Annotated in this window: 30 protein-coding genes; 14 read left to right on the top strand and 16 right to left on the bottom strand. The window is 68.1% G+C overall.

The features are described from left to right. Positions 1-695: 695 nt before the first annotated feature. Positions 696-1,940, bottom strand: a complete 1,245-nt coding sequence (locus tag H4N58_RS14115; protein WP_167250145.1) for a hypothetical protein — start codon at positions 1,938-1,940, stop codon at positions 696-698. Positions 1,941-2,307: 367 nt separating this feature from the next. Between H4N58_RS14115 and H4N58_RS14110 the strand changes: the two genes are divergently transcribed. Continuing rightward, positions 2,308-3,648: an FAD-dependent oxidoreductase gene (locus H4N58_RS14110; RefSeq protein WP_167250147.1), complete on the top strand. Its 1,341-nt coding sequence runs from the start codon at positions 2,308-2,310 to the stop codon at positions 3,646-3,648. 18 nt (positions 3,649-3,666) lie between these two features. Here H4N58_RS14110 and H4N58_RS14105 read toward each other — a convergent pair whose 3' ends face one another. Continuing rightward, on the bottom strand, positions 3,667-4,281 hold the full coding sequence (locus H4N58_RS14105; protein ID WP_167250149.1) for a dihydrofolate reductase family protein: 615 nt from the start codon (positions 4,279-4,281) through the stop codon (positions 3,667-3,669). Positions 4,282-4,404: 123 nt separating this feature from the next. Here H4N58_RS14105 and H4N58_RS14100 point away from each other — a divergent pair, with 123 nt between their 5' ends. Beyond that, the gene (locus H4N58_RS14100) at positions 4,405-5,232 is read left to right on the top strand and encodes a hydrolase (protein WP_167250151.1); all 828 of its coding nucleotides are present in this window, start codon (positions 4,405-4,407) and stop codon (positions 5,230-5,232) included. A 75-nt stretch (positions 5,233-5,307) separates the two neighbouring features. Beyond that, positions 5,308-5,550 carry a hypothetical protein gene (locus H4N58_RS14095; RefSeq protein WP_182397101.1) on the top strand — a complete coding sequence of 81 codons (243 nt, stop codon included), beginning with the start codon at positions 5,308-5,310 and terminating at the stop codon, positions 5,548-5,550. Positions 5,551-5,570: 20 nt separating this feature from the next. Here H4N58_RS14095 and H4N58_RS14090 read toward each other — a convergent pair whose 3' ends face one another. After that, positions 5,571-6,143: a TetR/AcrR family transcriptional regulator gene (locus tag H4N58_RS14090; RefSeq protein ID WP_167250155.1), complete on the bottom strand. Its 573-nt coding sequence runs from the start codon at positions 6,141-6,143 to the stop codon at positions 5,571-5,573. A gap of 36 nt (positions 6,144-6,179) precedes the next feature. Here H4N58_RS14090 and H4N58_RS14085 point away from each other — a divergent pair, with 36 nt between their 5' ends. Next, complete coding sequence (locus H4N58_RS14085) at positions 6,180-7,142, top strand: DMT family transporter (RefSeq protein ID WP_167250157.1); 963 nt, start codon at positions 6,180-6,182, stop codon at positions 7,140-7,142. Between the two features lie 313 nt (positions 7,143-7,455). Beyond that, on the top strand, positions 7,456-9,315 hold the full coding sequence (locus H4N58_RS14080) for a glycoside hydrolase family 3 protein (protein WP_167250159.1): 1,860 nt from the start codon (positions 7,456-7,458) through the stop codon (positions 9,313-9,315). Positions 9,316-9,379: 64 nt separating this feature from the next. Here the strand turns inward: H4N58_RS14080 and H4N58_RS14075 are convergent, their stop codons facing one another. Beyond that, positions 9,380-9,955, bottom strand: coding sequence for a TetR/AcrR family transcriptional regulator (locus H4N58_RS14075; RefSeq protein WP_167004137.1), 576 nt, complete (start codon positions 9,953-9,955; stop codon positions 9,380-9,382). A gap of 169 nt (positions 9,956-10,124) precedes the next feature. Here H4N58_RS14075 and H4N58_RS14070 point away from each other — a divergent pair, with 169 nt between their 5' ends. Continuing rightward, complete coding sequence (locus H4N58_RS14070; protein ID WP_182397100.1) at positions 10,125-10,508, top strand: hypothetical protein; 384 nt, start codon at positions 10,125-10,127, stop codon at positions 10,506-10,508. After that, positions 10,505-11,014 (top strand): hypothetical protein, encoded by a 510-nt coding sequence (locus tag H4N58_RS14065; protein ID WP_167004132.1) that lies wholly within the window; start codon positions 10,505-10,507, stop codon positions 11,012-11,014. The genes H4N58_RS14070 and H4N58_RS14065 overlap by 4 nt, the downstream gene beginning before the upstream one ends. A gap of 188 nt (positions 11,015-11,202) precedes the next feature. Here H4N58_RS14065 and H4N58_RS14060 read toward each other — a convergent pair whose 3' ends face one another. Together H4N58_RS14060 and H4N58_RS14055 are read right to left on the bottom strand one after the other, a co-directional pair. Further along, positions 11,203-12,297 (bottom strand): HAMP domain-containing sensor histidine kinase, encoded by a 1,095-nt coding sequence (locus H4N58_RS14060; protein ID WP_167250163.1) that lies wholly within the window; start codon positions 12,295-12,297, stop codon positions 11,203-11,205. Beyond that, positions 12,290-12,985, bottom strand: coding sequence for a response regulator transcription factor (locus tag H4N58_RS14055; protein WP_167004126.1), 696 nt, complete (start codon positions 12,983-12,985; stop codon positions 12,290-12,292). Before H4N58_RS14055 ends, H4N58_RS14060 begins: the two co-directional genes overlap by 8 nt. Positions 12,986-13,072: 87 nt before the next feature. Here H4N58_RS14055 and H4N58_RS14050 point away from each other — a divergent pair, with 87 nt between their 5' ends. The 7 genes from H4N58_RS14050 (at position 13,073) to H4N58_RS14025 (ending at position 17,126) form a co-directional block, all read left to right on the top strand. After that, positions 13,073-13,579, top strand: a complete 507-nt coding sequence (locus tag H4N58_RS14050; protein WP_243845075.1) for a D-alanyl-D-alanine carboxypeptidase family protein — start codon at positions 13,073-13,075, stop codon at positions 13,577-13,579. After that, positions 13,576-13,848: a hypothetical protein gene (locus H4N58_RS20700; RefSeq protein ID WP_243845113.1), complete on the top strand. Its 273-nt coding sequence runs from the start codon at positions 13,576-13,578 to the stop codon at positions 13,846-13,848. The genes H4N58_RS14050 and H4N58_RS20700 overlap by 4 nt, the downstream gene beginning before the upstream one ends. Continuing rightward, positions 13,806-13,970 carry a VanZ family protein gene (locus H4N58_RS20695; RefSeq protein WP_243845107.1) on the top strand — a complete coding sequence of 55 codons (165 nt, stop codon included), beginning with the start codon at positions 13,806-13,808 and terminating at the stop codon, positions 13,968-13,970. Before H4N58_RS20700 ends, H4N58_RS20695 begins: the two co-directional genes overlap by 43 nt. Positions 13,971-14,215: 245 nt before the next feature. After that, positions 14,216-15,193 carry a helix-turn-helix transcriptional regulator gene (locus H4N58_RS14040; RefSeq protein ID WP_167250167.1) on the top strand — a complete coding sequence of 326 codons (978 nt, stop codon included), beginning with the start codon at positions 14,216-14,218 and terminating at the stop codon, positions 15,191-15,193. 68 nt (positions 15,194-15,261) lie between these two features. Next, positions 15,262-16,167, top strand: a complete 906-nt coding sequence (locus H4N58_RS14035; protein ID WP_167250169.1) for a DUF1838 family protein — start codon at positions 15,262-15,264, stop codon at positions 16,165-16,167. 46 nt (positions 16,168-16,213) lie between these two features. After that, a complete protein-coding gene (locus H4N58_RS14030) occupies positions 16,214-16,609 on the top strand; it encodes a DoxX family protein (protein WP_243842987.1) in 396 nt (131 codons plus the stop codon). A gap of 55 nt (positions 16,610-16,664) precedes the next feature. Further along, the gene (locus tag H4N58_RS14025; protein ID WP_167004114.1) at positions 16,665-17,126 is read left to right on the top strand and encodes a GNAT family N-acetyltransferase; all 462 of its coding nucleotides are present in this window, start codon (positions 16,665-16,667) and stop codon (positions 17,124-17,126) included. Positions 17,127-17,311: 185 nt separating this feature from the next. On the opposite strand, the gene H4N58_RS14020 is transcribed toward H4N58_RS14025, so the two are convergent. From H4N58_RS14020 to H4N58_RS13975, 10 genes are all read right to left on the bottom strand, one after another. Continuing rightward, positions 17,312-17,872 carry a DUF1269 domain-containing protein gene (locus H4N58_RS14020; RefSeq protein WP_167004111.1) on the bottom strand — a complete coding sequence of 187 codons (561 nt, stop codon included), beginning with the start codon at positions 17,870-17,872 and terminating at the stop codon, positions 17,312-17,314. Between the two features lie 85 nt (positions 17,873-17,957). Continuing rightward, complete coding sequence (locus H4N58_RS14015) at positions 17,958-18,353, bottom strand: SHOCT domain-containing protein (RefSeq protein ID WP_167004108.1); 396 nt, start codon at positions 18,351-18,353, stop codon at positions 17,958-17,960. Between the two features lie 84 nt (positions 18,354-18,437). Beyond that, positions 18,438-19,349 (bottom strand): alpha/beta fold hydrolase, encoded by a 912-nt coding sequence (locus H4N58_RS14010; RefSeq protein ID WP_167004106.1) that lies wholly within the window; start codon positions 19,347-19,349, stop codon positions 18,438-18,440. Next, complete coding sequence (locus H4N58_RS14005; protein WP_167004103.1) at positions 19,346-20,107, bottom strand: 3-hydroxybutyrate dehydrogenase; 762 nt, start codon at positions 20,105-20,107, stop codon at positions 19,346-19,348. The genes H4N58_RS14010 and H4N58_RS14005 overlap by 4 nt, the downstream gene beginning before the upstream one ends. Further along, positions 20,104-20,772, bottom strand: a complete 669-nt coding sequence (locus tag H4N58_RS14000; RefSeq protein WP_167004101.1) for a TetR/AcrR family transcriptional regulator — start codon at positions 20,770-20,772, stop codon at positions 20,104-20,106. Before H4N58_RS14000 ends, H4N58_RS14005 begins: the two co-directional genes overlap by 4 nt. After that, on the bottom strand, positions 20,769-22,343 hold the full coding sequence (locus H4N58_RS13995; protein ID WP_167004098.1) for a class I adenylate-forming enzyme family protein: 1,575 nt from the start codon (positions 22,341-22,343) through the stop codon (positions 20,769-20,771). The genes H4N58_RS14000 and H4N58_RS13995 overlap by 4 nt, the downstream gene beginning before the upstream one ends. Beyond that, positions 22,340-23,419, bottom strand: coding sequence for a branched-chain amino acid ABC transporter permease (locus tag H4N58_RS13990; protein ID WP_167004095.1), 1,080 nt, complete (start codon positions 23,417-23,419; stop codon positions 22,340-22,342). Before H4N58_RS13990 ends, H4N58_RS13995 begins: the two co-directional genes overlap by 4 nt. Next, the gene (locus tag H4N58_RS13985) at positions 23,416-24,291 is read right to left on the bottom strand and encodes a branched-chain amino acid ABC transporter permease (RefSeq protein ID WP_167004092.1); all 876 of its coding nucleotides are present in this window, start codon (positions 24,289-24,291) and stop codon (positions 23,416-23,418) included. Before H4N58_RS13985 ends, H4N58_RS13990 begins: the two co-directional genes overlap by 4 nt. Continuing rightward, positions 24,288-25,022 (bottom strand): ABC transporter ATP-binding protein, encoded by a 735-nt coding sequence (locus H4N58_RS13980; protein ID WP_208322377.1) that lies wholly within the window; start codon positions 25,020-25,022, stop codon positions 24,288-24,290. Before H4N58_RS13980 ends, H4N58_RS13985 begins: the two co-directional genes overlap by 4 nt. Next, positions 25,019-25,783 carry an ABC transporter ATP-binding protein gene (locus H4N58_RS13975; protein WP_167004089.1) on the bottom strand — a complete coding sequence of 255 codons (765 nt, stop codon included), beginning with the start codon at positions 25,781-25,783 and terminating at the stop codon, positions 25,019-25,021. The genes H4N58_RS13980 and H4N58_RS13975 overlap by 4 nt, the downstream gene beginning before the upstream one ends. Positions 25,784-25,785: the final 2 nt, after the last annotated feature.

Below are 25,785 nucleotides of genomic sequence, written 5' to 3'. Positions count from 1 at the left end.
TTGCCTCCTTAGCCCCGTGCAAGAAGTTAGCCGAGGCAGTGCCTTCAGCGAGACCGATTGCTAAGAAACAGGCCCTATCACCCGGAACTTGGCTCGGACTCGGGGCTCACGATGCCACCCCGCTAGGCGCAAGGAGGCATGACGTTCAGACTCCCGCGACGTGGGCGGTGCGGAAGTGGACGCCGTGACGGTCGAGGTCGCCGCGGGCGCGGTCGTAATGCTCGGTGGTGCGGGGGGCCGTCCTGGGGCACATCCGTCACCAACGTCATTCGCGGCGGTATGACGCACAGATCGGCTGCGGCCGCTCGCCTCTTGCGAAGATCGCCGGCATGATTCGCTACATACGACTGGCCGTTTCACTCAGATCTCACCGACGCCGAGTACGCGGACCTAGTCCACACGGTGTGGAAGCTGCTTCGCAACACTCCGCACGATTTCCACGTCGAGCACGACGGCAAGACGTCGGCCAAGGCTTTGAATGAGTCCGGGGCTGAGTGCGGAGCACGTGCGCACGGGAACTCAGGTCGGCGCGCGCACAGCGCAATGACGACCGGTCGATACGCGCGACACCACCGGGCTCGTAGCTATTGGCAGCGGTCCACCCACACCTGAACTGTTGCGACGATCGGACTGCGCCACCGCGGATACCACAACGTGCGGGCCTGACCGTGGGACGATGAAGGGGGCGACGCGCTTCAGACATCGGACGGGAGGTTGCGGCGCTCGGTGTCGGTAGTAACTCCATCTGCATGGAGCGCCTCCACAAGGCTATGGAGATCTGAGTAGACGTTCACCTTCTTGCCTTGTCGGCGCTGGATCTGCTGCAAGTGCGTCGCCGTCTTCACTTCTCCGACGACGTAGTCGCAGTAGCCCGCGGCACAGGAGAGATAGAACATGTCGACCAAGTCGTTGGCCGTCCACTTCGTTGTCTGATCGATGAACCGAGTCATGAACAGCTCACTGATCAGAGAGGTCATTGGCCCCTCCGCAAGCAAAGTGCGTAGTTCCCTGTCCGAGAAGGTCGGAAAGTCGACCGTTCTAAAGACCTTGGCAGCCGCCTGGCGGTATATCCCGATGTTCTCGTTCCAGAAACGCCGTCGTGCAAGCGCCCGCTTCTGATCCTTGGACGCCTTCAGGGTTCTGAATTGGCGAGTAATGCGTTCGTGGGTGTCGACCCAAGTCGTTAAAGGGGTCCGCTGTTCTGCCTGGGGATCGATCAACTCCTGGACGATCACGCCTGGAGCAGTGAGCATCGAAAAGAACAATTCCACGCCCCCCTCCGGCCGGGGGCCCAGGCCCAACGAGGATGTTCGCTGCGTCCACGCGTTCGGTTCTGTCGTGATCACGGGCTGACCGGTCTCGATCGTCATCGCGTGATTCAGGCGCGACGCCAGAGCCTCAATTGCTTCCTGCTCGAACACGTTCCAGGGATGCCTCATCTGCCACCCGCCGGAGAAACTGGCAATCGTGACGCCAACCTCATACCTGCGGTCGCCATGCAGCCATGAGGTCTCGAGCAGGTGAGCAGATGACAGCGGCAGAATCGTGCCATCGTCGCCTGCAAATCGGATGATCTCAAGGGCCGCGGACAACTGCTTGTCGGTACGAATGCGCTCGGGCACCAGCACAGCAGTCGCCAGCTCGCTCCACTTGTTCTGATCTAGGTAAATGGTCGGGCGATGGGGTCCCTGGATCGTGCTCTCAGGATTGAATCCCATTGAAAATATGGTATGGCCGCGACGAGTGAACGTCGTGATCCACCATTTATCCCAATCGAAGATTGAATGAGCGATGTCCGGGAGATCAGCGATCGACTCGTCATCGATTGGTTCGGTGAGCGTTTCACCCTCCCGCGGAACAATCGTGATCTGCCTGTTGACGTGGTCGATCGCCCAGAACTGGTATTTCTCGGCTGACACGACAAAGACCTCGCTGGGCATGCCGCGAGAATACGGTACCCCTCCGACTCTGTCCGAGGCTTCGGTAATCATCGACATCTGGGTGCCCGAGGAGCCGAGAACGGCAGTCCCTATCTGGGCGAAATGACTGCCTCGGTTGGTGGGGCAGGTCAGTTGAACAGCGGCGCGATGTTTGGCAAACGCAACGTGCCTCGCCTCGTCCTTGAGGGCCAGGAATTCGGTGTGCTGCTCCGGGCACGGATCTCCGTGCGCTGTTGGTGCCCGGGCGATACCTGTTCGCCCAGGTTGCCCCCTCAACCGTGACGAGCGTCTCCCGTCCCGGCGGGGGAGAGCCGTGCGCCGAAAGGTAGGTTAGGACCGCCTAGCCTTACCAACGAGAGGATCTCGGATGCGTCCCCTGCGCGTCGCGGTCATCGGCGCCGGACCGGCCGGAATCTACGCCGCGGACATCCTGACCAAGCAGCACGAAGCGGCTCAGGTCGACGTGTTCGATCGGCTCCCCGCCCCGTACGGGCTGGTCCGCTACGGCGTCGCACCGGACCACCCACGCATCAAGGAGATCATCAAGGCTCTGCGGCGCGTCCTCGGGGGTGACCAGATCCGGTTCTTCGGCAATGTCGAGTACGGCGTCGACGTGTCGCTCAAGGAGCTGCAGCAGCACTACCACGCGGTCATCTTCGCGACGGGCGCGATCGCCGACCGTCCGCTGGACATCCCCGGGATCGACCTACCGGGCAGCTACGGCGCCGCGGACTTCGTGTCCTGGTACGCCGGCCACCCCGACGTACCGCGCGACTGGCCCATGGATGCCGAGAGCGTCGCCGTCATCGGCGCCGGCAACGTCGCGCTCGACGTGGCGCGGATGCTCGCCAAGCCTGCGGACGAGCAGCTGACCACCGAGATCGCCGACAACGTCCATCAGGGGCTCGCCGCGAGCAACGTCAAGGACGTCCACGTCTTCGCGCGACGCGGCCCCGCGCAGATCAAGTTTTCGCCGATGGAGCTGCGCGAGCTGTCGCACTCGCCGTCGGTCGACGTGATCGTGCACCCCGAAGGGTTCGAGATCGACGACGCGGGCCAGGAGGCGATCGCCAAGAGCAAGGGCACGCGCCTGGTCGTCAACACCTTGCTCAAGTACCTCGAGGCCGAGCCCACCGGCGCCCCACGACGCATCCACCTCCACATGTGCCAGGCGCCCGTCGAGGTGCTCGGTACTGACCGCGTCGAGGGGCTGCGGACGGAGCGTACGGAGATGCGGGGCGACGGCGTCGCGCACGGGACCGGCGACTTCACCGATACCGAGGTCCAGGCCGTCTATCGCGCGGTCGGCTACCTCTCCACGCACCTTCCCGATGTGCCGTTCGACCACGACGCCGGCGTCATCACGAACGACGCGGGACGCGTGCTCGAGGTCGACGGCACCCCGATGTCCGGCGTGTACGTCACCGGGTGGGTCAAGCGCGGACCGGTCGGCCTGATCGGGCACACCAAGTCCGACGCGAACGAGACGATCACCAATCTCCTCGCCGACCTCGACGGCCTCGACCTCCCTTCGTACGACGACCCGACCGCGATCGTCGAGCACCTCACCGACCGCGGCGTCGAGTTCACGACGGGGGAGGGGTGGGACCGCCTGGACGCGCACGAGATGGCGCTGGGCGAGGACGCCGGGCGCGAGCGCGTCAAGGTCGTCCCGCGCGAGGACATGCTCCGGGTCTCGCGGGGCTAACGGTGGAGCGCCCGTCGCTCAGTCGTCCGCGCTGACCTCGTCGCTCACCGTCTCCGGCGGACCGTCGAGGCAGCGGTAGCGCAGCAGGACGACACCAGCCGGGTACGCCATCGGCGGCTCGGCCTGCGCGAACCGGGCGGCGGTCGCCCCCTCGGGGAAGAGCCTCTTGCCCTGCCCGATCACGACCGGGCACATCCACAGGTTCACCTGGTCGACCAGCGACTCGCGGAACAGGGTCTGCAGAAGGTCCGCGCTGCCCCAGGTGTGGATCTGCTCGTGGCGCTCGCGCAGGTCGCGGACCTCGGTGGCCGCGTCGGTGACCTGGGTGCTCGTGTCCCACGAGAGCTCGGGCGTCCCGCGCGAGGCGACGTACTTCGGCACCCGGTCGAAGGCCCGCCCGATCTCGTCGGTCTTCCCCGGCCAGTAGCTGCGGAAGATGTCGTACGTCGTACGCCCCAGCAGCAGCGCGTCAGACTCCTCGACGTCCGCCACGATCTGCGCACCGGCCGTCTCGTCCCAGTACGGGCGCTCCCACCCGGCGTACGCGAAGCCCGCGTCCTGCGCGGTCGGGCCGCCGTTGGCCTGGATCACGCCGTCGAGCGTGATGTTCATGTTGACGTGCAGCTCACCCATCGCGTCTCCTCCTCGTCCTGGGCTCCGGCTGTAGTGACGACCTACTCAGCGGAGCGAAGTCATCGGACCCACGGTTGTCGTACGGTGTGCGGGTCGAGCGACGAGCACCCGCGAGGGGGAGCAATGCGGATCTGTGCCACGTGTGGCGTCGAGTTCAGCGAGCCTCTGCCGGAGGTGTGCCCGATCTGCGCCGACGAGCGTCAGTGGGTGCCGGCGGACGGGCAGCGCTGGACCACGAGCGCGGACCTCGCCGCCGCCGGCCAGCAGTTGGTCGTCGCCGAGCGCGAGCCGGGCCGTGCGGAGATCAGGACCAAGCCGACGGTCGGGATCGGTCAGACCTCCCAGCTCGTGACGACGGCCCAGGGCTCGCTGCTCTGGGACCCGCCCGGCTACGTCGACGACGAGACCGCCGCGCGGATCCTCGACCGCGGTCCTGTGCTGGCGGTCGCCGCGAGCCACCCGCACATGTTCGGCGTCCAGACCGCGTGGGGCGATGCACTCGACGCGCCCGTGCTCGTGTGCGCGTCGGACGCGGAGTGGATCGGCCGTCGTACGGAGCGCATCGCGGTGTGGGAGGACGATGTCGATCTCGCACCCGGCCTGAGCCTGCACCGCATCGGGGGCCACTTCGCGGGATCCGCGGTCGCGCACTGGGCCGACGACTCCACGGGGCGAGGCCTCCTGCTCAGCGGCGACACCGTGTTCCCGAACCCCGACCGCGCGTCGCTGGGTTTCCTGCGCAGCTATCCGAACAAGATCCCGCTGTCGGCCGCCGTCGTCCAAGCGATCGCGGACCGGCTCGCGACGCTCGACTTCGACCGCATCATCGGCAACTTCGGCAATCCGATCGACCGCGACGCGAAGGCGGTGCTCGCGTACTCCGCCGCTCGCCACATCGCGTGGGTCCGCGGCGACCACGACGACGAGACCGGGATCGCGACCAGCGGCTGAGTCGCGGGTCAGCCCGTCGAGCGAGAGTGCCGGCGGTTCAGCACCGACCTGTTCTTGCGCCGGCTGAGGATCGAGGTGCTGCTCTGGTCGCTGAGGATCGAGCAGTTGCTCTGCCGACACAGGATGGAGCAGTTGCTCTGGTGCGAGAGCATCGACATGGCCGACATCACGGATCCGAGCGACCCGGCAGACAGGACCGAACCGATCGACCCGATCGAGGCGATCGACCCGATGCTCCCGATGGACAGCACCGAGCTCTCGGAACAGATCGACAAGAACGAGTTCTTCGAACGCCACGAGAGCACGGCGGCAGTCTAGCCACAGAGTGACCCGGGCGCTCAGCCTGCGCGGAGGCGTCTGAGCGCGGCCTCGCGCGCCCGGTCGTACGCGGACGGCACGATCCCCATGCCCGCGGTGACCATGGCTCCCTCGTGCAGGATCATCAGGTCCTCCGCCACCGCGCCGGGGTCGGCGGCACCGGAGTCGCGGGCGAGGTCCGCGAAGAGCGCGAGGGTCCACCGCTTCTGCTCGATGATCACCGCGTACGCCGGATGTGACGGGTCGCTGATCTCGGCATGCGCGTTGATCATGCTGCACCCCTTGCCGCCGTGGTCGCCCGACCAGATCGCGACGGCGTCGAAGATCGCCGCCAGCCGGGAGGCGGGGTCTGTGCCTGCGGCCTCGAGCCGGGGGAGCAGGAAGTCGCGCCACCGCTGCTCGCGGTCGACGAGGTATTCGACGACAAGGCGGTCCTTGGATCCGAACCGGTCGTACAGGGTCTTCTTCGTCACCCCAGCGTGCTCGGCGATCGCATCGACGCCGACAGCGTGGATGCCCTGGGAGTAGAAGAGCTCGGACGCAGCCGCGAGTACGGCGCGAGCCTTGGGGGTCCAGCCGATGGCAGATTCCATTTGGTCAGAATACACCGATCGGTATAGTCTGCGGAGATGAGAGATAAACCGATCGGTATACCTCGATCCGCACCTCTCGTCACCGTCGTCCTCGCGGTCGGCTTTGTCGTGTGCTGGTCCTCGGGCTTCGTCGGCGCCAAGCTGACCGCGTCGGACACGTCGGTGCTGACCGTTCTGATGTGGCGGTTCCTCATCGTCGCGGTGATCCTCCTTCCGTTCCTGCGATCGGGGGGACGTGGCGCGATCGCCAGGTGGTCCGGCGCCGAGCTCGTCGGCCAGGTCGTCGTGGGCCTGCTCTCGCAGACCGGCTACACGCTGACCGTCTATTGGGCGATCGCGCTCGGCGTGAGCACCGGCACGACGGCCCTGATCGACGGGATCCAGCCGCTCGTCGTGGCCTCGCTCGCCGCACCCCTGCTCGGGCTGATGACGAGCCGGCGACAGTGGATCGGGCTCGGTCTCGGGCTCCTCGGCGTTGCCGTCGTCACCTGGGCCGACGTGGCGTCTCCGGGCACCGAAGCGCCGCTGTGGGCGTACGCGGTGCCACTTCTCGGGATGCTCAGCTTGGTGGGCGCAACCTTCGTGTCCCGCCTCGACGTCATCCGCACGACCGCGCGACGTGCGCTCGCCGTGCACTGCGCGGCGTCGGCCGTCGTCTACAGCGTGCTTGCGGTTGCCACCGGGAACGCCGTACCGCCGGCGTCGGGGAAGTTCTGGTTGGCGGTGGCCTGGCTCGTGGTTCTGGCGACGCTCGGCGCGTACGGCGCCTACTGGGCCCTCATTGAACGCGTTGGCATCACCTCGACCAACGCCCTCCTCTTCCTGGTGCCCGGGGTGACGACGCTGTGGGGTGCTGCGCTGTACGGCGAGCCGCTGACTGCCCTGACGATCGTGGGACTCGCGCTCGCGCTGGCTGCCGCAGCGACGGTCGTCGTGAGGCGACGATCGTTCGCGAGGCCTCACCGAGCGCCTCGAGCTTCTCGCGGCCCGTGTCGGTGAGGACTGCCCCCGTACGACGCCGACGTCTGGCAGGCGGAGCTGACCGTCGTCGAGCGCGAGGTCACTCTCGTCGGCGTCAACCCGGCACTCGACGCGTTCCTCGAGTCGGCGGCACTGATGAAGAAGGAGGCCGAGGATGCGGCCCTTGCTGCCGGACGGGCGCTGGCCACGCGCTGACGCTGCGCCGAGGTGTGCGCCTCGCGTGTGGATGATCCGGTACGTAACTGTGAATCTGAGGTAGTGCTTTCTGGAACGTCAAGCGCTACTGTTCGTGTGATCCGCATCACACGAACGGCCACTCCCGGAGGCGCTCATGTTCGGTCGGTCAGCATCCATCCGCGAGAGCCGGACGCCGCTCCGGCTCTTGATCCTCGGCCTGGCCCTGGTGCTGGCCGCGGCGTTCGGCCCACCCGCTGCCACGGCCGGCGGCCCAGGGCACTCCGGTGATGCGCCGTACCGGGGCAAGATCATCTCCCAGCTCCGGCACATGACTCTCGAGGAGAAGGTCGGCCAGCTCTTCGTCATCGAGGTAGCCGGCCGCGACGCGAACACACCGAGCGACGCGGCGAAGGCGATCAACCAGCGGATGTATGGAGTCGACACCCCGGCCCAGGCTGTCGCGAAGTACCGACCCGGCGGCGTCATCTACTACACGACACGCAACAACGATGACAACATCGGCGACCCGGCCCAGGTCGCGACACTGTCCAACGGTCTGCAGGCCGCTGCGCTCGCGCAGCCGCGTCGCATCCCGCTGCAGATCTCGGTCGACCAGGAGGGCGGCGCGCTCGTGGCGCGCTTCGGTGCTCCCGCGACGCAGATGCCCGGCAACATGGCGCTGGGTGCTGGTCGTTCGGCGGCAGACGCAAAGCGGTCAGCGCAGGTCATCGGCACCGAGCTCGACGCGGTCGGCGTGACGCAGGACTACGCGCCGGTGGCCGACGTCAACGTCAACCCCAACAACCCGGTCATCGGGATCCGGTCGATCGGCTCCGACCCAGCGCTCGTGTCCGATCTGGTCGCGGCGCAGGTCCGGGGCTACCGCGCCGGCGGGGTGTCGGCCGTCGCGAAGCACTTCCCCGGCCACGGTGACACCGGGAAGGACAGCCACTTCGGGCTCCCCGAGGTGACCCACACGCGCGCCGAGATGGAGGCGATCGACCTGCCGCCGTTCCGTGCGGCGATCGCCGCTGGCATCGACACGATCATGACCGCCCACGTCGTCCTGCCGGCGATCGATCCCGGCGTGCCGGCGACGATGTCGCACAAGATCCTCACCGGGCTGTTGCGCGACGATCTCGGATTCGACGGCCTGGTCGTCACCGACGCGCTCGACATGCAGGGCGCGACGTCGACCTACCCGCCGGACGTCGCGCCGGTCCGGGCCTTCCTCGCCGGCGCCGACCAGCTGCTCGTCCCGCCGCAGATGGACGTGGCGTACGGGGCGGTGCTCGACGCGGTCCGTAGCGGTGAGATCAGCAAGAAGCGGCTCGACGAGTCGGTCTATCGGATCCTGCTGCACAAGCACCGCGAGGGCATCTTCCGCGACCCGTTCGTCGACCCGGCCGCCGCGACGCAGGTCGTGGGTGCGCCGCAGCACCTGGCCGACGCCCAAGCGATCACCAACCGCACCACGACGCTGGTCAAGAACGACGCCGGGCTGCTTCCGCTGACGGCCGGTCCGCGCCGCGTCCTCGTCGCCGGGTGGGGCGTCGGGACCACGCAGGGCATCGCGAACGCGATGGGCGCGCGAGGCGCGACGACGCAGGTCCTCGAGTCCGGCACGACACCGTCGGCAACGGCGATCGCCAATGCCGTCGCCGCCGCGCAGAACTCCGATCTCGTGGTCGTGTCGACCAACAACGCCTACGCCATCAACGCGGACACCGGGCAGCCGACCCCCGCAGCGGTGGCGCAGACGGCGCTCGTACAGGCGTTGCTGGCGACCGGGAAGCCGGTCGTCGTCGCGGCGATGCGCAACCCGTACGACGTCGCGTCGTTCCCGGAGGCCGCGACCGTGCTCGACACCTACGGCTACACCGTGGGCCAGCTCGAGTCGCTCGTACGGGTGCTGTTCGGTGAGGTCAACCCGACCGGCAAGCTGCCGGTCTCGATCCCACGCGCGGACGGCACCGGCGTGCTGTTCCCGTTCGGCCACGGGCTCGGCTACTGAGGGCGCCGGGCACGGTGGTCAGCGAAGGCGCATCCTCCGCTGACCACGGGTGCCCGCCTTCGGGTTAGAGGCGGCGTAGCGCTCCGAGAGCGGCCTCGAGGACATCGGCGATCGGCCGGCCGGCCGGGTCGCGGTGCCACTGCTCAAGTGCTGAGAAGTAGCCGAAGACCAAGGCAGAGGACACGACGCGAGCTTCCGAGGTGGTGAGGCCACCGGACGCGGTCAGGATCGGAGCAATCCGTTCGACAGCGTTGGCCAGAGTCTCGTAAGAGGCCTTGCGGACCGCTGGTTCGTCGAAGAAGTAGCGAATACGTCGTCGTGCAAGGCTGTCGTCGGGGTTTTGTTGGTCTGGGCCTGGCTCGAACCGTGCAACAACGGTTCGTACGGTGCTGACCAGGTCATCGGGGTCGATAACCGCGGCAAGTTCGACGTCGCTCAGGGCGTCGAAGTCGTCGGCGAGGACGAGCCCTTCCTTGGTGCCGAAGTAGCGGTAGACCGAGGACGGTGACACATCTGCTGCCTCGGCGATCTGCTCGACACTCACATGCTGGTAGCCGCGTTCGTCGAACAGGTCGAGGGCGACTCGCTGGATGTGGCCCATCGCCGTGCGCCGCTTGCGCTCTCTCAGCCCCGGTGCCATTGGCCCATCATACTGCAAGTCACTACTAGTTGACACTACCTCTGCGGCTCAGTACAGTCACCATCAACTGATAGTGACTGTCAATTAAGGGGTTGTGATGACATCAGAACGCACGGCGTCACGAAGGGTCGCGCTGTCAATCTGTCTGGGACTCGGATTGGCCGCCACGGTGGTCGCCATGATCTGGATGGCTGTCGACCAGGCGACCGGTGACAGCGTCGCGTCACGCGTCCACGAGCTTTACGAGCCATACGGCCAGATCCCCGACCCGATCGTGCCCTGGATCTTCCTGTACAGCGTGTTCGGTCTCGGAGCGTTGGGGTGGGCGACCGCCCTCGCAGTAACGTGGCGCGGGGCGAGTTGGGCGCGGTGGTGGTCCACGGCCTGCTTCGTGGTGGGCAGTGCACTGTTGATCTTCACCGCGGTCGTCTTCGAGCACGAGACACCCATTCTGCCGCTCTCGTGGCGCGTCGTGAGCATTGCTCTGGCCGTGTTCGGCGCCATAGCCCTCGCGGTCGCGTGGCTTCCTACCACCGAACGGATCAAGGAGTGAGCATCCTCATCGCCACCGAGTCCTACTTCGGCAACACCTCGGCGATCGCGGATGCGATCACCGAAGGGCTCACCGACGTCCTCGGGGCAAGCCGGACCTTGATCGTGACGGCGGGCGATGCGGGTGCGACCCTGCCGGCCGGGTTGAAGGCCGTGATCGTCGCGGCGCCCACACACGACTTCTCGCTGCCCACTCCACGGACGCGAGAGCAAGCTCGGACCAAGGGATCAACCGCGAGCAACACGCGGGGAGTCCGTGAGTGGATCGAGGTCCTCCAGCCAGTCGCCGACCTCCCGGTTGTCACGATCGATACTTCGACCAAGACACGCTTCACGCCTGGCACCGCCTCCAAGGCGGCATACAAGTCGCTCAAGAAGCGAGGATTCAACGACGCGCGACGCGGTCCGAGCTTCTACGTCACGGGAGTCCAAGGCCCACTGCTCGAGGCGGAGCTTCGACGCGCGCACCGATGGGGACAGGACTTCATCCAGTCCCTGACCGTGTGAAGGTTGATTTTCGTGCGGGCTGGCTCGGCGATCCCCGCCGTAGCTCTGGGCGAGCGTGGTCCACCGCTGCCCGTCGTTCACGGTCTTCCTGACGTGGAGCTGCGTACCGCCTCTGACAGTGCTTCGGCCTCGACGGTCCTCCCTCGATCATCCCTTCGGCGGCCTTGGTCGTTGCTGTCGACGCCTCGTCACCTCTCGCGTCGTGGTGGTGCGGCGGGGAGCCGTACCGTGACGCAGAGCCCGCCGGCCGGGCGGGCGGTGAGGCTGAGGGTGCCGTCGTGCGCACGGCCGATGTGCTCGACGATCGCCAGTCCCAGGCCGACACCGGAGTGGTCGTCGTGGACACGGTCGGAGCCGCGTCTGAACGGCTCGGCGAGCGTGGCGACCAGGTGCGGGCTGAGCTTCGCGCCGGTGTTCTCCACGGTGAGCAGCACGCCCGACGACTGGACGCTGGTGGTGACCCGCACGCTCCCTTGGTCGGGGGAGTTGTGGACGATCGCGTTGTGCACGAGGTTCGTCGTCATCTGCAGCAGCAGTGCAGGTGAGCCGACTGTCGTCGCGACGTCGCCGGACGTCTCGAGGGTGATGCCGCGCCGTTCCGCGAGGGGAAGGAGCGTCTCGGTGGCTTCTTCTGCGAGGAGGGACAGGTCGACGGGCTCTCGGGTGAACGAGCCCTGATCCGCCCGGCTGAGCAGAAGCAGTGCCTGCGTGAGGTCGATCGCCCGGGTGTTCACGGCGTAGAGGCGGTCGACGAGCTCGGCGGGGTCGCGGCTCGGATCCTTCCGGGCGAGGTCGAGGAGTGTCTGCGTGACCGCCAGCGGCGTACGCAGCTCGTGCGAGGCGTTCGCGGCGAACCGCTGCTGCTCGGCGACCTGGGCCTCGAGGCGCCCGAGCATCGTGTCGAAGGAGTCGGCGAGCTCGCGGAACTCGTCCTGGCGGCCTTCCATCTCGATCCTGTGCGAGAGCGACCCGGTCGCCGCGCGGCGGGTGGCGTTGGTGATGCGGGTCAGGGGAGCAAGCATCCGTCCCGCGAGAAGCCAGCCCCCGATGACACCGATGACGAGCAGGAACACCAGCGCCTGGGCCGCTCTCGGCGCGAAGGCTTCCAGCAGGTCGGAGCGCGTGGGCGTGAAGGGGCCGGGGCCGCGGTTCGCGCGATCGGGCACGTAGCGCAGGAGGAACACCCACACGGTGGCGAGCAGCAGTGCACCGGTGACCATGACGAAGCCCGCATAGCTGAGCGTGAGCTTGAGGCGGACACTGAGACCCGGCGCTCTAGCCACGATCGCCTCCCTCGCGCTCGGTCTCGGGCTGCGTGTCGATGCGATACCCGACGCCGGGGACGGTGGCGATCAGTCCGGGTTCGCCGAGCCGTTTGCGCAGGGCCGAGACGGTGATGCGCACGGCGTTGGTGAACGGGTCCGCGTTCTCGTCCCACGCTCGCTCGAGGAGCTGCTCGGCGCTGATGACACCGCCTTCGGCTGTCATGAGGACTTCAAGCACCGCGAACTGCTTGCGGGTGAGGGCGACGTAGCGGCCGTCGCGATAGACCTCGCGGCGGAACGGGTCGAGCCGCAGGCCGGCGATCTCGCGTACGGGAGGTCGGATGTGCGCGCGCCGACGGTCGAGTGCTCGCAGCCGGAGCACCAGCTCCCGCAGCTCGAAGGGTTTGGTGAGGTAGTCGTCAGCACCGAGCCCGAACCCGGAGGCCAGGTCGTCGAGGCGGTCGGCCGCGGTGAGCATGAGGATCGGCATGCCGCTGCCGGAGGCGATGATGCGTCGGGCGATCTCGTCCCCGGAGGGACCGGGGATGTCGCGATCGAGCACGGCGATGTCGTACGAGTTGACGCCCAGCAGCTCCAGCGCGGTGTCGCCGTCCCCGGCGAGGTCGGCCGCGATCGCCTCCAGCCGGAGCCCGTCGCGTACGGCCTCCGCGAGCAGGGGCTCGTCCTCGACGACCAGTACGCGCATGCTCCGATGGTAGGGACCCGCCGCCTATCGTCGCCGTATCGAAATCCGCGTACGTGCTGGCAACACCACCTTTCTTTGACTGGTGGCATGTCCCGCAACCACGCAAGACGCGCCCTCGCCGTGACGATTGCCGTCGCGGCGCCCGTGCTCTGTCTCGGCTGCAGTCCGGCCGCTGATCCGCCGGAGCAGACCCGTGCGGCGGTGGCGAACCTCGACCCGAAGCTCCTCGCCGCCCTGCGCGAGGCCGCGGCTGAAGCGGCCGACGACGGGGTCGAGCTCGAGGTCACCAGCGGATGGCGCTCGACCGGCTACCAGAAGCAGCTCTTCCAGGAAGCAGTCACGCGGTTTGGATCGGACCACGCGGCCGAGCGATGGGTCGCGCGTCCCGGCACCTCGGTGCACGAGGACGGCGACGCGGTCGACATCGGTCCGTCGTCGGCTGTGACATGGCTGACCGAGCACGGCGCCTCCTTCGGGCTGTGCCGGATCTACGGCAACGAACCGTGGCACTTCGAGCTGCGTCCTGACGCGATCGCCGAGGGGTGTCCGGAGACCTACGCCGACCCCACGCACGACCCGAGGCTGCAGCGGTGAGCAGGCCGGCGCTGCGTACGACGCTGGCCGAGATCGGCATCGTCTGCGGGACGCTGCCATGGGTGTGGCTCACTCTGCGGCCGGCTGGCGGCGCCGCGCACGGCACGGTGAGCCTCGTGCCGCTGCGGGACCTGTCGAGCATGCCGCCCTACCAGGTCGTCGGGAACCTGCTGGTCTTCGCGGCGCTCGGTTTCTTCGCCCCGTACGGTTCAGCGCGCTCGCGTCCATCCCCCGTACCGTCGCCGTCGCGGCAGTCTGCTCGGTCCTGATCGAGACCGCGCAGTACGTCGCACAACAGGGCCGGGTGTCCTCCGTCGACGACGTCCTGCTCAACACCGCCGGCGCCGGGCTTGCCGCTCTCGCGTCCCGCCGATGGTGGCGCCGGCGGTGAGGAGTTCTGATCCGTCAGGAGCTCAGAGCTTCCGGCAGACGTTGGGGTCCTGGTCGCCCTCCCACGCATCCTGGCGGTGCAGCATCGCGTACCGGGTCCCCGGGCCGTAGACGCCGTCGGCAGTGATGCCCGCGATCTGCTGGACGCGCTTGACCGCGGAGCCATTTCGACGAGGCTTGAAATGCGGTGGGCGGTGAGTCCCTGAGTCTGTGACTCTTCTCGGAAGCCTGACCAAGGGGGATTCAGTGCTTCGCATCCACTTCAGTGAGCTCGATCTTGCCCGGACCAGGGTCACCGCCCAACCCGACCCGATGTGGGAGATCGCCTCGAGCCTGCACCGATTCCAGACTCGCCGGGGGCGCTGGGCGCACGAGCGCTGGCACAAGCACGCCCTTCATTCGCTGCGCGACACCGCACTCGGTCGCACCGTCCGCACTCTGCTCATGCCGCTGTACCCGCGGGCCCAGTACTTCCCGGACTTCCTCACTCCTGGGGAGGGCGCGGACAGCCTCGACGCAGGGCTCGACGCGATCCTCGCCCTCCCGGAGAGCCAGGTCACCCAAGAGATCTCACGGCTCGATCTCCGCAAGGGAAACGGGCCGATGCTGCGTGCTCTCGCGGAGCCGCGAGAGCGACGTGTCCTGACCGAGACGCTGCGTGCCTACCACCAGGTCGTGATCGAGCCGGTCGCCAGCGAGATGCAAGCCCTGCTCGACGGCGAGCGGGCGGTGCGCTCTCGCCATCTGCTGGATGGGGGAGTGGATGGCCTTCTCCGAGGTCTAGGCCCAGCGTTCCGCTGGCAGCCGCCGGTTCTCAGCGTCCTCGACCACATCGACGATCGCGATGTCCACCTCGGCGGACGCGGGCTTCGCCTCGTCCCTTCGTACTTCTGCTGGCACCAGCCAGTCACCTTCGCAGACCCGTCGCTGCCGCAGGTCCTCGTCTATCCGCTGCCGCGTACTGCTGCGGACCACGTCGCGGCTTACCCGGAGCGGGCGCTTGCTGCCCTCATCGGTGGCAGCCGCGCTCTCGTGCTGGCGGCCTGCGCGGCCGGCGCCACCACCTCCGAGATCGCGCGCCGGCTGGGGATTTCGGCCGCGACGGTCAGCTATCACACTCGTACGCTGCGCGAGGCCGGGCTGATCAGCAGTCGGCGCGACACCGACTCCGTGATGCACTCCGTCACCCAGCTCGGCATCGAGCTGATGCGCCAGACCCGTTGAGGCACCGCACGGTGCTAGCGTCCCTCCACCGCCGCCCGCGGAGGGCGGCGCTGACGAAGGGACCCACCGTGACCAGCTTCGTACCGCTCGACCTGGCCGCATCACCGCGAGACAACCTGTACGCGTTCGGCAAGACGTGGGGGACCTTCGGCGAGGACCCTTTGATCTCGACGTTCCACGGCACGATGTACGCCTCGATTGGGACGTCGAGGCAGCAGCCGTTGTTCGGGTACGCCGGCACCGGGATCACGAAGGTTCGCTTCGTCGGCGAGGGCGCGGACGAGCGGCTGCAGATGCGCGGCAAGGAGACCGGGTTCTTCTACGACCTGCGGACGGGTGAGGTCATCGAGACCTGGGACAACCCGTTCACCGGTGAGACCGTCGACGTCTTCCCGTTCCTCAACGACAAGATCGGCGGCGAGCTGACCCTCGAGATGCCGAGGCTGTTCGTCGGTGACGCCGAGGAGCACGGCGTCGCGATGAACGAGAACGTCGATGCCTCCGACGACGGGTCGTTGCCGTTCCTCCTTCCGTGGGCGGTGTACGGGGACGAGGTGCTGCTGGAGTGGGACTACGCTCACGAATATCCGAACCCGGTCACGCCGTCGGGTTGGCCGCGCTCGTCGACGGGCGCGACGATCAATCCGTCGGAGCACTTCGTCATCTACACGTCCAAGCGTGAGCTGGAGGACCGCGACCTCGCCTCGGCGCACTTCCGTGCTGGCTTCTCGCGGGTCTCGCCGTTCTGGCCGTGGATGCGGATGGGCGGCTCGGGACTCGAGGGCGGTGTGATGACCGGGCGCTTGCACAGCCGCAAGACGATCCGCGGGCTCGACGACGTGCCGCCCAAGATCCGTGCGTACACCGAGAAGCACCACCCGGAGTTCTTCGAGGCGCCGGAGGGCTGGGACGTGTCCGGCCCGATCCTGTCGTCGTGGGAGGCGTACGCCCGCGACACCCCGCGCGAGGCGTAGCCGCCGCGATCTGTCACACGGAGCGATCGCCCGGTGTCTTCATGGCATGACCATCGAGATGAACGTGGTGTTGTGGATCGCCACCGGTCTGCTGGCCGTGGTCGCCTTGGTCGGCGGCGTGACCAAGACCTTCGTCCCCAAGGAGAGGCTGGCCGCGCAGCACGGCGGCGAATGGACCGCTGACGCGAGCGTCGGCTTCGTCAAGACGCTCGGTGTCCTCGAGCTTCTTGCCGCCGTGGGCCTCGTCCTGCCCGCCCTTGTCGGTGCTGCGCCGGTGCTCGTACCCGTGACTGCAGCCTGCTGGGTCGTCCTCATGGTCGGCGCGATGATCACTCACGGCCGTTTGGGGCAATCCTCGCTCGTCGTGCTCACCGGGGGCTACCTCGCCCTCGCGGCCTTCATCGCGTGGGGTCGCTTCGGGTCCTACCCGCTCGTGAGCTGACTGGCAGCGCCCGGGGTCGTTGCGCGGCTTGGGCGTACGGAGGATCGTGAGGTGCGTGCCTGACGTGATTCCCGTACCCGCCGAGCCTGCGGACGCGACGGCCGTACGCGAGCTGGTGCGCAGCGCGTACGCGCCGTACGTCCCGCGCATGGGGCAGGAGCCGGCACCGATGAACGCCGACTACGCGCGTGACATCGAGGACGGGGACGTCCACGTCGTACGCGAGGCCGGCGAGCTCGTCGCTGTTGTCGTGACCCGCGGGGGAGGCGACCACCTCCTGGTCGAGAACATCGCGGTCGTACCTGCGCGGCAGTCGCGGGGACTCGGCCGCGGGATCTTGGCCTGGACCGAGGCCCGCGCGACGAGTCGCGGGTACGACGAGGTCCGCCTCTACACCCACGAGACGATGGTCGAGAACATCGCCTTCTATCAGCGGCACGGTTTCGAGATCACGCGCGTTGCTGCGGAAGACCCGTTCCGGCGGGTGCACATGCGGAAGGTGTGCGCGGCTCGCTGAGGTCGAAGATCAGCGTCCGAGCGCGTGCAAGGTTTTGGCAGCCTTACCGCGGTCGTCGTCGGTCGCGGCGCGGAGGCTCGGCTTGGTCGATCTCGCGCTCGCACCGGGGCTGACCGACAAGCAACGCTGCGCCGATGACCAGAGTGGCGAGTCCCGCAGTCCGGCTCGCCTGCAGCACGGCTTCTTCATTCATCCTGCTGGGCCTGCTTGGCCGCCGCCTTGATGTCATCAGCCTCGACCGTGTCGATGGCGGACTCGATGATGGCGTCGGCCCGCTCGAGAGCCTTCCGGATCTTGACGGCGCCGGGGTCGGAGACGAGCGCGAGCAGGCCGGAGTGTCCGGGCGGGATGGCGTTCTCGAGCTGCTGCTCGAGCTCGCCGTGGTGGTGGCGCTGACGCAGCTTGCCGACGAGGGCGCCCGCGGATCCGCCGACGACCGCGGTCCCGAGGATCGATGGCGGGAAGATCACGCCGAGCGCAATGCCCCCGACCACGCCCCACTTGAGCCCGGTCTTCGTGCTGTGGTCGGTTGCCTTCTGTACTGCCAGCTTGCCCTCGGCCGAGCGGGTCACCACGACCACGCCCTCGATCTCGACAGTGCGGCCGTCTTCGGTGGCCTTGAGGGTTTCGTACGCCTCCCATGCCGCGCTGGTGTCACTGAAGTCTGCGACGAGGAGGGTGTAGGCGCCGTCGGAGACGACGGCCGCGTTGATGTCAGGGTCGGGGGTGTTGCTGTCGTCCGACATGGCGAGCTCCCTTGATCGATAGGGCTCTCACTCTTCGGCGGCACGAACGCTGCGGCATCACCCGATGCGGGTGATGCCGCCGGCGTCACGCGAGGGCCTTGGCCTTCAAGGTCTCGTACTCGCCCTGGTCGATGGCGCCGGAGTCGAGGAGCGCCTTGGCGCTGGCGATCTGGTCGGTTGCCGACGTCGAGGTGCTGGCAACCTGCTTGATGTAGTCGGCTTGGGCGGCTTGGAGCTCCTGGGCCTTGGCCTGCTGCCGTTCGGTCATGCTTCGGCCGCGTGCGATGAGGTAGATCAGAGCGCCGACCCAGGGCACGAAGATGAGGAGCACTGCCCATCCGGCCTTCGCCCAGCCGCTGAGCGTGTGGTCGCCGAACATGTCGAACAGGCACCGGACCCACACCATGAATGCGGCGATCCAGATGAAGAACCAGAAGGACCAGAGAAGGACATCTCCGAAGTCATTGGTCACGGAGTCCATGGCAGCCTCTTCTCCTAGAGCCGGGTCGCTGTCGACCGGGTAGACGGAGTGTGGCAGAGCCTGGCGGGCTCGGACAGTCTGAATTCACGGGTGGGATGTTTCTGGGGTGGTCAAGGCAACCTCGTCACGCACCAGTTCTGCGACCGCGTCCGCGCCGCGTGCCGACAGGACGAGCGTGTAGTGGTTGGCGTCGTCGACCCGGTGGTGCCGGATCGTGGGCTTGTCGGCGAGCAGTGCGGGGATCCGCTCGTCGGCGTACAAGCCGGGCTTCTCGTCGAGCAGCCCTCGGGGCACCGTGACAAAGAGTGTCGAGTGCCGCAGGTGCGCGATCGCCTGCGCAGGGGCGGCGCCTGCGTTGAGGTCGACGGTGTCCTCGGACATCGTCGCGTAGCTGGTTGCCGCCCGCAGCGCCGGTGGTTCCCCGACCAGGTCGTACGCGAAGTAGTCCTCGAGCTCCGAAGACCAGCCGTCGGCAAAGGCGGGGTGCCTGCGCCAGAACGCGAAGTAAGCCTCGACATCGGCGAACTCCATCGCGAGCCGCTCGGCGGTCGGCCCGAGAACGGTGGCGATCACCTCGTCTGCGTTGAGCCCCTCGGGGACGTCCAGCGGGAGCCCGCCGTCCAGCAGCACAAGGCTGCCTACTCGGTCCGGAAACTGGTCAGCGAGCACGCACGCGACGAAGCCACCCATCGAGTGCCCGATCACGGTGACCGCATCGGCACCGACGGCGTCCAGCACGGCGACCAGGTCCCGCGCGTGCGCCGTCATGCCCGCGGGCCCCTCGACGCCGTTGCTGCGACCGCGGCCGCGCAGATCGGGGGCGACCAGACGGACCTCGGGGAGCCGCTCAGCGAGGAGGTCCCATGACCGGTGCGACGCGGTGACCCCGTGCACCAGCAGCAGGGTGGGCGCTGAGGGGTCGCCTGCGTCCCAGACCCCGACCCGCAGGTCGCCGCCGGGCACCGGAACGTCGATCGTGCGGTACGGGCGCGTCATCGGGCGGTCCACCCGCCGTCCATCGTGTACGAGGCACCGCTCACCATCGCCGCGTCGTCGGAGCACAGCCACGCGACGAGGGAGGCAACCTGCTCGGGTTCGATGAGCCGCTTCACCGCGGACTCGGTGAGCATCACCTTCTCCACGACCTCGTCCTCGGGGATGCCGTGCGCGGCCGCCTGATCGGCGATCTGCTTCTCGACGAGAGGAGTGCGAACGTACCCGGGGTTCACGCAGTTGCTCGTGACTCCGTACGGGCCACCCTCGAGCGCGGCGACCTTCGAGAGTCCCTCGATCCCGTGCTTTGCGGTGACGTAGGCGACCTTGTACGCGCTGGCGCGCAGCCCGTGCACGCTCGACAGGTTCACGATCCGCCCCCATCCCCGGTCGCACATACCGGGAAGCACAGCGCGCACCAGCAGGAACGGCGACTCGACCATCAGCCGCTGGATCAGCCGGAAATCTTCGGGTGCGAACTTCGCGATCGGGCTCACCCGCTGGACCCCGGCGTTGTTCACCAGGATGTCGGCGTCGAGGGCCAGCTCGTCGAGGGCCGTCGTGTCCGCCAGATCGACCACCCACGCGTGCGCGCCGAGCTCGTCGGCGATCCGGGCGGTCGCGTCGGGATCGACGTCGGCGACGGTCACCTCGGCACCGCGCTCGGCGAGCGTGCGAGCGCAGGCGAGACCGATTCCGCTGGCACCTCCGGTGACGACGGCGCGGCGGCCCTGGAGCGTGCGGTCGGGACGATCGGTCATGAGGTCTCCTTCGGGGCCAAGCCGTCGTTGACGAGGCGCATCATCTCGGTGAGAACGTGGTCCGGGACGTGGGAGGGCGGCTTGCCGTCGGCGTTGCGCTCCCACAGCAGGTAGCGCATGCCGAGGAGCTCACCCATGCCCATCAGCGCCCAGGCCGCGACCTCAGGGTCGATGTCGCTGATCTCGCCTGCCGCCTGCGCCTTCGCGAGACCGGCGCGGTATCCCTCGACGATCCGGGTGTAGTGAAGGCGCAGCATCTCCGGCGACACGAACTCGGCCTCGCGGACGACCCGATACAGCGCGGGGTGCTGGGCGGTGAACTGGAAAAACCCCGCAAACCCGGCGCGCTCGGCCTCGAGGCGGTTCTGCGCTCCCTCCATCGCCTCCGCCATCGAGCGTCGGACCCGACGGTTCAGGTCGACGACGAGGGCTTCGAAGATGGCCTGCTTCGACTCGAAGTAGAGGTAGAAGGTGCCGAGCCCGATGCTGGCACGCTCGGTGATCTTCACGATCGAGGCCTCGTGGTAGCCGAGCTCGGCGAACACGTCCTCCGCAGCAACGAGGAGCCGCGCACGTGTTGCCTCGCCTCGTTTCCCGAGCGGCTTCCCTTGGGCAGACGAGACCGTCTCCACCTCGTCGAGCCCGAAGTCCTCTGTGGCACTCATGCCTGCCCCCTGTTTGCCATGGCGTCCGCCTGCAGTCGCGGCCGGACAATCTTTCCAAGCGCGGTACGCGGAAGCGTCGCGCGTACGTGCACGTACTTCGGGATCTTGAACCCGGCGATCGACCCTCGGAGGTAGGTCCGGATCTCCTCGGCAGTGAGGGGAGCGCCAGATCGCGGCACCACGAACGCGGCGCCGACCTCACCCCACACCTCGTCGGGGACACCGACCACCGCGACCTGCTCCACGAGGGGGTGCGACGCGATCGCCGCCTCGATCTCGGCGGGCGCGATGTTCTCCCCGCCGCTGATGTAGAGGTCCTTCAACCGGCCGACGATCCGAAAACGACCTGCCGCGTCGCGGTCGGCCAGATCACCCGACGTCAGTCGTCCGTCGACGAGTGCTTCTGCTGACGAGCCGGCATCACCTAAGTAGCCGACGAAAAGGCTCGGCCCTCGGACCCACAGCTCGCCGGTGCCTGGACCGACCACGTCCGTCCCGGTGACGATGTCGCGCAGCCCGACCTCGACGTACGGGTAGGGGTGCCCGACGGACCCGGGGTTCGCCTCGGCCTCGTCGGCGCGCAGCATCAGCACGTTCGGGCCGGCTTCGGTAAGGCCGTAGCCCTGCGCGATCCCGACACCGCGATCCGCCCACCGTCGCCACAGCCCGTACGGCATCGCCGACCCGCCGGACATGGCTGCGCGCAGGCTCGAGACGTCGGTGTCGGCGAACGCAGGATCTTCCGCGAGGAGGAGGTACTGCGTCGGCACCCCCATCATCGCCGTGACCCGTCGTTCGGTGATCAGGCTCAGGACACGCGACGGCTGGAACGAGCGTTCGAGCACCACGGTCGCGCCGGCGCGCCAGGCCAGGAGCGGCTGGATGTTCCAGGCGGCGACGTGGAATTGCGGCAGGGTCGCCAGGACGACGTCGGAGGAGGTGATCTCGACAGCCTGTCCGAGCGCGAGGTTGTTCCAGAAGCAGCTCGCGTGGGTGAGGACGACCGCCTTGGGCTGCCCCGCACTGCCCGAGGTGACGATGATCAGCAGCGGGTCGTCGTCGCGCACCGGCCGGTGTGCGACGCCGGAGTTGTTGGCCGCGTCCGCTCGTACGGACAGCGGGACGGCCGCCTCCACGCCTGTCGTCCCGAGCTCGGCCACGGGCGGCGGTGTCCCTAGCCGCGACACGGCGTCGCGGCCGAGCGCGGAGTACTCGTCCTCGACGAGGAGGATCGCAGGGTCCACCCTCTCGAGCAGGTCGGCGAGCTCGATCGCGGTCAAACGCCACGACAGCGGGACCAGCGCAAGCGCCGCCTGAGCACAGGCGAAGAAGACGACGACGTGGTCGATCGAGTTCCCCGTCAGCGTCGCGACCCGGTCACCCGGGGCGTACCCGGCAGTCTGCAGGGTACGGGCGAGGTCGCTCGAGCGACGGGCGAGTGCGCCGTACGTGATGGTGACGCCCCGATCGTCGATGGCGACGGCGTCGGGTTCCTGCCGGGCGCGGTCGGTCAGCCATCGCCCGATGGTGTGGGCACCCGCGTCGGCACTCTGCCACGTCGCGTGGGTCATGCCGCCGACTCTGCCGGCGAAGACTCCTCGCGCGGGCGTTCGTGCCGAGACCGCGTACGGGTCGCCGCCGCAGTCGCCCCTGCGATGCCGCCGGGGAAGAACATGACCACGAGGATGAACAGGGTGCCGAGGATGAACATCGGCTCGGAGAGCGGGACCCGCAGCACATCGGGCAGTGACTCGACCGCATCGGAGTGGGCGAACACCGACAGGCGCTGGTTCAGCAGCGTGTAGAGGACGCCCCCGACGATGACGCCCCAGCGCGATCCGACTCCGCCGAGGACGACCATCACGAGGATCGTGATCGTCAGGTCGGCCGACACCGAACGCGGGACGGCGCCGCTCTGCAGCAGCAGGTAGGTCGCACCGGTCAGCGAGGCGAGCACGCCGGCGACGGTGAAGACCATCAGCTTCGCGGCGTACGGCGAAAGCCCGAGGACCCGCACGCGCAGCTCGTTCTCGCGCGTCGCCGCAGCGACGTGGCCGACCCGCGAACGATCGATCCAGACGACGATCACGTAGACGAGGACGAGCATCACCAGCGTCAGCCAGTAGAGGTTCCGCGTGTTCGCGACCCCGACCATCCAGTCCGGGACGTGGTCGGTCGGGAGGCTGAGGCCTTCCTCACCGCCGGTGGCCCCGCCGGGGTTGCGACGGACGAGCACGGAGCCGGCCTGGGCGAAGGCGAGGGTGACCATCGCGAACGGGATGCCGGTGACGCGCAGGCTGATCGCCCCCGTCACCTGAGCCAGCACGAAGCCGCCGACCAGCGTCACCAGCAGCGCCGACCACAGCGAGAGGCCGGTGTGCTCGAGGACGATCCCCAAGCCGTACGCGCCCGCGCCGAACGCCAGCGCGTGACCGAACGAGAGGAGACCCGCGGTGCCGAGCAGCAGGTTGTAAGAGAGTGCGAGGGCGGCGAACACCATGCACAGCGCGAGCAGGCTCAACGCGCCGGGCTGGTAGGTGGGCCCCGGCAGGACGCCCGGGATCTGCAGGTTGACCAGCGGCAGGATGGCCATGACGACGACCACCGCCGTACCGCCGACGACGGGTCCGATCCGTAGGCGGCTCATGCGCGGGCTCCCATCAGTCCGGTAGGCCGTACGAGAAGCACGGCCGCAAGCGCGAGGACGACCACGAAGTCGCCGGTCCCGGACAGGTAGTAGTTGGCGAACTGCTGGAGCATGGCCACGAGTACGGAGGCGACGGCCGCGCCCGTGAGGGAGCCCAGCCCGCCGATCACCGTGACGATGAACGCGAAGATCAGGAGAGAGCCGCCGAGGCTAGGCGACACGTAGCCGAAGTAGTGCGACGCGAGGACGCCCCCGAGTCCGGCCGCTGCGCCACCGATGGTGAAGACGAGCGTGAACGATTTACGGACGTCGATCCCGAGGGCGGTGACCATCGCGCGGTTCTCCACGCCGGCGCGGATGATCATCCCGTAGCGGGTGTGCCGCAGGAACATCACGATCGCGATGAGCACCATGGCGGCGACCGCGATCACCACGAACCGGTCGTTGGGGATCCGGGCGCCGGCGATCCCTGTGGTCTCGTCCAGCCATGCGGGGCCACGGATGAAGCGCGGGTCCGACCCCCAGATGCCTTCGAACAGCGCCACCGTCGCCAGCGAGAGGCCGACGGTGACGAGGACCTGCTCGATGTGGCGCTCGTACAGCGGCCGGATGAGGACGAGCTCGGTGAGCGCAGCCACCAGCGCACCAACGGCGGCTCCCACCAGCATCGACGTCGCGAACCCGAGCCAGCTCGTCGCGTCGATCTGCTGAGCGACCATCCAGCCGAGGAACGCGCCGAGTGTGAGGAAGCTGCCGTGCGCGAAATTCAGGACGTGCATCAGGCCGTAGATCAGCGAGAGGCCCGAGGCGACGAGGAAGTAGAGGGCGCCGAGTCCCAATCCGGTCACGGCGAGCAGGACGACCGTGCTCATCGGGTCACCTCGCTCGTCGTCTCGCCGTGGACGCCGAGGAGCCGTGTCGTCAGCTCGTCGTCGTCCAGCAGTGCCGTGGCGTCGCCGGTGTGGACCACACGGCCGCTCTCGATCACCACGGCCGCGTCGGCAAGGCGTCGTACGACGTCGAGGTTCTGCTCGACCAGGAGGATCGGCACCGTCTTCGCCGCCTCCTGGAGGGCCTCAGCGACCTCGTTGACGACGCGCGGAGCGAGGCCCTTCGTCGGCTCGTCGACGAGAAGGATCTGGTTGTCGTTGATGAGGGCCCGGGCGAGCGACACCATCTGCTGCTGGCCTCCCGACAACGTTCCTGCCATCTGATCCCTCCGGGCGACGAGGTCGGGGAACAAGGCGTCGACGAGGTCGCGCCGCGGGTGTGCCGTCCGCTCAGCCAGCCGGATGTTCTCAGCGACGGTGAGCTTCGAGAAGACCTCCCGGTCCTCGGGGACGTAGCCGACTCCGCGCTGCACGATCTTGTACGTCGGCAGCCGATCGATGCGCTCACCGGCGAGCCGGATGTCGCCTGTGCGGTGAATGAGGCCGAGGATGCTCCGCAGCGTGCTGGTCTTGCCGACGCCGTTGCGGCCGAGGACCGCGGTGACCCCGTACGGCGGCACGGTGAGGCTGACGTCCTCCACCACCTGTTGACCGTCGATGTCGCCGGCAAGATGCTCGACGACGAGCACCGGGTCGCTGTCTGTCATGGTCATGCGTTCGTCCCGAGGTAGGCGTTCTGGACTGTCGGGTCGGCCATCACTGCCGAGGGTGTGTCGTACGCGAGGACGTGTCCGAAGTGCAGGACCGCCACCTTGTCGACGAGGCCGAGAAGCACGTCCATGTGGTGCTCGACCATCAGGACGGTGCACCCCTTGTCGCGGTGCAGCGAGTGGATGATCGCGCTGAGGCCGGCGACGTCACCGGACCCGACGCCCGCCATCGGCTCGTCGAGCAGGATGACGGACGGGTGGGAGGCGAGGAGCATGGCGATCTCGAGCTTGCGCTTGTCGCCGTGCGAGAGCCCGCCTGCCAGGACGTCCACCTTGTCGGCGAGCCCGACCTCGTCGAGATGGTCGAGCGCCGCCTTGGTCGCGGCGTCGGTGCGCCGGGGGAACCGGACGACCGAGAGGCTGCCTCCTCGCGAGACCTGCGCCGCCAACCTCACGTTCTCGAGAACGCTGAGGTCGGGGAACAGGCTCGAGGTCTGGAAAGTACGGCCCAGTCCCGCCCGTGCCCGGCTCGCGACCGGCATCGTGGTGATGTCCTTGCCGTCGAGCAGCACGGATCCGTCGGTGGGGGTGATCAGACCAGAGACCGCGTTGAACAGCGTGGTCTTGCCTGCGCCGTTCGGGCCGATGATCCCCACCATCGAACCGCGGTCGACGGCGAGGTCGATCCCCTCGAGGATGGTCGCTCCTCCGATCCGCAGGCCAAGGCTGCGGATCTCGAGCGCGGGCGTGGCTGGTGCCGTCATTT

It is taken from the genome of Mumia sp. ZJ1417, assembly GCF_014127285.1.
Taxonomy (GTDB): Bacteria; Actinomycetota; Actinomycetes; order Propionibacteriales; family Nocardioidaceae; genus Mumia.
The sequence above is the reverse complement of the archived record's forward strand: the minus strand, read 5'-3'. Positions and strand labels throughout refer to the sequence as shown.

Excerpts from the sequence above, each read along its gene's own strand:
- H4N58_RS14115 (WP_167250145.1), bottom strand. The coding sequence starts at position 1,940 with ATGCCCAGCGAGGTCTTTGTCGTGTCAGCCGAGAAATACCAGTTCTGG.
- H4N58_RS14110 (WP_167250147.1), top strand. The coding sequence starts at position 2,308 with ATGCGTCCCCTGCGCGTCGCGGTCATCGGCGCCGGACCGGCCGGAATC.
- H4N58_RS14105 (WP_167250149.1), bottom strand. The coding sequence starts at position 4,281 with ATGGGTGAGCTGCACGTCAACATGAACATCACGCTCGACGGCGTGATC.
- H4N58_RS14100 (WP_167250151.1), top strand. The coding sequence starts at position 4,405 with ATGCGGATCTGTGCCACGTGTGGCGTCGAGTTCAGCGAGCCTCTGCCG.
- H4N58_RS14090 (WP_167250155.1), bottom strand. The coding sequence starts at position 6,143 with ATGGAATCTGCCATCGGCTGGACCCCCAAGGCTCGCGCCGTACTCGCG.
- H4N58_RS14085 (WP_167250157.1), top strand. The coding sequence starts at position 6,180 with ATGAGAGATAAACCGATCGGTATACCTCGATCCGCACCTCTCGTCACC.
- H4N58_RS14080 (WP_167250159.1), top strand. The coding sequence starts at position 7,456 with ATGTTCGGTCGGTCAGCATCCATCCGCGAGAGCCGGACGCCGCTCCGG.
- H4N58_RS14075 (WP_167004137.1), bottom strand. The coding sequence starts at position 9,955 with ATGGCACCGGGGCTGAGAGAGCGCAAGCGGCGCACGGCGATGGGCCAC.
- H4N58_RS14055 (WP_167004126.1), bottom strand. The coding sequence starts at position 12,985 with ATGCGCGTACTGGTCGTCGAGGACGAGCCCCTGCTCGCGGAGGCCGTA.
- H4N58_RS14050 (WP_243845075.1), top strand. The coding sequence starts at position 13,073 with ATGTCCCGCAACCACGCAAGACGCGCCCTCGCCGTGACGATTGCCGTC.
- H4N58_RS14030 (WP_243842987.1), top strand. The coding sequence starts at position 16,214 with ATGACCATCGAGATGAACGTGGTGTTGTGGATCGCCACCGGTCTGCTG.
- H4N58_RS14020 (WP_167004111.1), bottom strand. The coding sequence starts at position 17,872 with ATGTCGGACGACAGCAACACCCCCGACCCTGACATCAACGCGGCCGTC.
- H4N58_RS14015 (WP_167004108.1), bottom strand. The coding sequence starts at position 18,353 with ATGGACTCCGTGACCAATGACTTCGGAGATGTCCTTCTCTGGTCCTTC.
- H4N58_RS14010 (WP_167004106.1), bottom strand. The coding sequence starts at position 19,349 with ATGACGCGCCCGTACCGCACGATCGACGTTCCGGTGCCCGGCGGCGAC.
- H4N58_RS14005 (WP_167004103.1), bottom strand. The coding sequence starts at position 20,107 with ATGACCGATCGTCCCGACCGCACGCTCCAGGGCCGCCGCGCCGTCGTC.
- H4N58_RS14000 (WP_167004101.1), bottom strand. The coding sequence starts at position 20,772 with ATGAGTGCCACAGAGGACTTCGGGCTCGACGAGGTGGAGACGGTCTCG.
- H4N58_RS13995 (WP_167004098.1), bottom strand. The coding sequence starts at position 22,343 with ATGACCCACGCGACGTGGCAGAGTGCCGACGCGGGTGCCCACACCATC.
- H4N58_RS13990 (WP_167004095.1), bottom strand. The coding sequence starts at position 23,419 with ATGAGCCGCCTACGGATCGGACCCGTCGTCGGCGGTACGGCGGTGGTC.
- H4N58_RS13985 (WP_167004092.1), bottom strand. The coding sequence starts at position 24,291 with ATGAGCACGGTCGTCCTGCTCGCCGTGACCGGATTGGGACTCGGCGCC.
- H4N58_RS13980 (WP_208322377.1), bottom strand. The coding sequence starts at position 25,022 with ATGACCATGACAGACAGCGACCCGGTGCTCGTCGTCGAGCATCTTGCC.
- H4N58_RS13975 (WP_167004089.1), bottom strand. The coding sequence starts at position 25,783 with ATGACGGCACCAGCCACGCCCGCGCTCGAGATCCGCAGCCTTGGCCTG.